Raw genomic sequence first — 4,068 nt, 5'->3', positions numbered from 1 at the left:
AAAGCAGGGTAAAATTTTTTGTAAAAAATAAAGTGAGTGGCGAACGGATGAACACAAAATTGCCGCACGCTAGATTGTTTCTGGCTGCGAATTTAGTAGCGGCTTTAGTAGGAATGAGTACGGAAACTACCTTAGCATTGCCGCTAGAAAATAGTATGGCTCAAGTTACGTCAGTATCTCAACTATCTGACGTGCAGCCGACAGATTGGGCATTTCAAGCATTGCAATCTTTGGTAGAAAGATATGGTTGCATTGCCGGATATCCCGATGGAACTTATCGAGGAAATCGTGCTTTGACCCGCTATGAATTTGCAGCAGGATTGAATGCTTGTTTAGATCGAGTCAACGAACTGATTGCTACAGCTAGTGCAGATGTAGTGACGAAAGAAGACTTAGCAACCTTACAACGATTGCAAACAGAATTTGGTACAGAACTGACAACTTTGCGCGGTCGAGTTGATAGTTTGGAAGCACAAACAGCAGAATTAGAAGCAAATCAATTTTCGACGACGACAAAACTTAATGTCAGTTTAATTACAGCAATTACAGATACATTTGGCGATCGCATAGCCGGAGATGAGGACGATTCTAATACGATATTCGGCTATCGTTCGCGGATGAATTTTGAAACGAGTTTTACCGGACGAGATTTACTACGGACTCGTTTGGAATTTGGTAACTTTGGCGATATGGAAGACGTGTCGGGTACGAATATGACACGGCTTAACTTCGATACAAACACCGATAACGATGTAACTGTACCGCACCTGTTATACCGCTTTCCCGTGGGTTCCAACCTCACCTTTACTGTAGGTCCCGCCGGAGTTGGTTACACCGATATTACAGATACCCTAACTCCTCCTAGTATTGCCGATGATAGCCGAGGTATTCCCTCTCTGTTTGGCGAGTACAGTCCCCTGTATCGTCGCGGTGGTGGTGGCGCGGCGGTGAATTGGGAGATTGCCGAGAGTTTAACTTTGACTCTAGGATATTTGGCTGGTAGTCCCAGCGATCCTAGCGATGGTGCTGGTTTATTCAACGGTACGTATCACGCCTTAGCGCAACTCGCTGTAGATGGTGATTGGGGTGCGGCTGGTATTGCTTACTCGCGCAGTTATAACCCTGCGGGAGTAGTGGATCTCACTGGTAGTACGGGTAGTTTGCTGGCTAGCGAACCATTTGGAGATGATATTGCAACATCCGCAGACATCTTTGCTTTTCAAGGTTTTTATCGCTTTTCACCCAAGTTTCAACTACATGGTTGGGTAGGTTACATTAGTGCGAGTGCCAACGGTTCGGGTTTGAGTGCGATCGCCGATGGTAGTGGAGGAACTATTGCTAGTACTGTTGAAGATGGGGATAGTGCAGATCTATGGTATGGTGCCGTGGGTTTAACTTTCCCAGATGTGGGGGGTGAAGGTAATTTACCAGGAATTTTGGTTGGCTTGCCTCCCAGAGTTACAGATAGCGACGTGCGCGATGAAGACGATACTTCCTATCACGTTGAGGCTTTTTACCGTTTTCAAGTTAACGATTACATTTCTGTGACTCCAGGTTTTTGGGTCGTATTTAATCCTGAAAATAACAGTGACAACAGCAATCAATATGTTGGGGTAATTCGGACGAGTTTCAATTTTTAAGATCCATATTATTGTAGGGGCGGGTTTATTGAGGAATTCATGTAGGTATGAAGATCTCTAGGAAAACCCGCCCTTTGGACATGATATGGTGATGAAGAATTTTTGATAGATTGCGATCGCGCAAAGACGCAAAGGCGCTAAGGAAATCTTGGTGTCTTTGCGTTTTTAAGTGCTTATTGTTAAGAGCTATTTATCTTGTGGGAATACTGGGTAAAGGTGCGATCGTATATTTAAATCTTTAGTGATTGGGAGAAAAGTATGGGTTTAAATGATGGAAGTAATGGAATCCATGATTGAAACAGATCGACGATTTGAATCATATCAATCAGAAGTAAAAGCGATCGCGCAACTTGGAATCAGTTTTCAAGATTGGCTGAAATTCTCCCCTACTGAGGCGAAACCAGAAGCAGCAGAATTAATGTATATTATTCCATCAAATCCACTGTGATTAATATCACTATTCCCTGATATCAATTCTTTCTGACTACGCCACAGAAGATCCCCCCAACCCCCCTTAAAAAGGGGGGCTACGATCCGCTTGATTTAGTGCAAAGATAAATAGAATTGTATGATTTTGGAATTGGAGTCTACTCCAGGTTTGACAGTGCGATCGCATAAACACTCTTAATCCCCAAACTAATATTATTCCACTTACTCATAGCCCCCCTTTTTAAGGGGGGTTGGGGGGATCGCTTCTCGCGAATCTAAAATCTCTCAACCCCAGCAAACTCCTTAATATCAGTCATCTTAGCTGCTTCCCCACAAGTACGGGGAGTCGGAAAGATCTTGCCAGGATTAGCTAAACCTTTCGCGTTAATCGCCTCCCTGACATATTGCATAGTTTCCAAATCCGCCTCGGTAAACATCTCGGGCATAAAACATTTCTTATCTGCACCGATGCCGTGTTCGCCAGAAATACTACCACCAACTTTAACGCAGAGTTTCAGGATCTCTCCCCCTAATTCTTCTACTTGATGCAAAGCCCCTGGTACGGAATTATCGTACAAAATTAATGGGTGAAGATTCCCATCACCTGCATGAAATACGTTCGCAATGCGATAGCCATATTGCTGACTTAAATTTTCAATTTCCTGTAAAACGAATGGTAATTGAGTACGCGGAATCACCCCATCTTGAACGTAGTAATCGGGACTGAGATGTCCGGCAGCGGCAAATGCTGCTTTGCGTCCTTTCCACAATTTGAGGCGCGTTTCAGGATCGCTGGCTGTGGTAATTCCCCTCGCTCCATTTTTCAGACAAATATCGCTAATCAGCTGTTTAGTTTCTGCGACTTCTACAGCTATGCCGTCAATTTCTACTAACAAGATTGCCGTAGCATCTCTGGGATAACAACCCGTGGCAACGACATCTTCTACAGCATTGATGCTGAGGTTATCCATCATTTCCATCCCAGCCGGAATAATTCCCGCACTGATGATGTCTGAAACCGCCGCCCCTGCTGCTTCTACGCTGGTAAAGTCGGCAAGCAAGACGCAAATTGATTCGGCTGATTTGAGAATTCGTAGCGTAATTTCAGTAGCAATCCCCAACGTCCCCTCGGAACCGACAAATACGCCCGTGAGATCGTAACCAGGCATTTCCGGTACTTGTCCGCCCAAATCGACAACCGAACCATCGGGGGTAACGACTTTTAAACCTAAAACGTGGTTGGTAGTGACACCGTACTTAAGACAATGTACCCCGCCAGAATTCTCGGCAACATTTCCTCCCACCGAACAGATAATCTGACTGGAAGGATCGGGGGCGTAGTAAAATCCATCACCGCTAACTGCTTGCGTCACCCAGTTGTTAATCACTCCTGGCTGTACCACAACTTGCTGATTTTCCAAATCTATACTGAGGACTTGCCGCATCATCGAGGTGACAATTAACACGCAGTCTTCTATCGGTAATGCCCCACCAGATAAACCAGTACCGGAACCACGGGCAATGAAAGGAATATTGTGGCGATCGCAAATCTTCACAACTTCCGCTACTTGTTCTGTCGTTCTTGGCAACACGACAACTGCGGGACGCTGACGATAACTCGTTAACCCATCGCACTCATAAGTAATCAATTCCTCCCGACGCTGTACCACGCCATTTTTGCCTAAGACTGCTTCAAATTTTTTAATAATTTTCTTCCAGTCACGCTGCTGCTTGTCTTGGATTAGCATAGGGAATTCTCGCAAATTAAATTTATTTTTAAAACTGCTGGATACTGCAACTTAAAGATTGAAACTTCAGTGATGGCGGATAAAAAGTATCACTATGTTACTTAATTTGGATTGACTCCCTGCGATCGCCCTCTCCAATATTGTTACAGAAACTACAACCCTTGAAATTATCTAAATTCATCTTTGTTACAATTTTTTTTGTAACTTCGACTACTTTTCTATTCTCACTTGCCAAGAGCTTATTGACAAGC

The 4,068-nt window shown here is 44.2% G+C and carries 3 protein-coding genes; 2 read left to right on the top strand and 1 reads right to left on the bottom strand.

The genetic code is table 11. The annotated features are described in order from the left end of the window. Positions 1-47: 47 nt before the first annotated feature. A complete protein-coding gene (locus ACRC32_RS07500) occupies positions 48-1,640 on the top strand; it encodes an iron uptake porin (RefSeq protein ID WP_438553376.1) in 1,593 nt (530 codons plus the stop codon). A 268-nt stretch (positions 1,641-1,908) separates the two neighbouring features. Beyond that, the gene (locus tag ACRC32_RS07495) at positions 1,909-2,088 is read left to right on the top strand and encodes a hypothetical protein (protein ID WP_438553375.1); all 180 of its coding nucleotides are present in this window, start codon (positions 1,909-1,911) and stop codon (positions 2,086-2,088) included. A gap of 256 nt (positions 2,089-2,344) precedes the next feature. Here the strand turns inward: ACRC32_RS07495 and glcD are convergent, their stop codons facing one another. Further along, positions 2,345-3,817: a glycolate oxidase subunit GlcD gene (gene glcD, locus ACRC32_RS07490; RefSeq protein ID WP_438553374.1), complete on the bottom strand. Its 1,473-nt coding sequence runs from the start codon at positions 3,815-3,817 to the stop codon at positions 2,345-2,347. Positions 3,818-4,068 lie beyond the last annotated feature (251 nt).

Origin of the sequence: Chroococcidiopsis sp., assembly GCF_051657925.1 — a bacterium.
In the GTDB taxonomy this organism is placed as follows: Bacteria; Cyanobacteriota; Cyanobacteriia; order Cyanobacteriales; family Chroococcidiopsidaceae; genus Chroococcidiopsis.
This window is presented reverse-complemented; position numbering and strand designations above follow the sequence as displayed.

Excerpts from the sequence above, each read along its gene's own strand:
- ACRC32_RS07500 (WP_438553376.1), top strand. The coding sequence starts at position 48 with ATGAACACAAAATTGCCGCACGCTAGATTGTTTCTGGCTGCGAATTTA.
- ACRC32_RS07495 (WP_438553375.1), top strand. The coding sequence starts at position 1,909 with ATGATGGAAGTAATGGAATCCATGATTGAAACAGATCGACGATTTGAA.
- glcD (WP_438553374.1), bottom strand. The coding sequence starts at position 3,817 with ATGCTAATCCAAGACAAGCAGCAGCGTGACTGGAAGAAAATTATTAAA.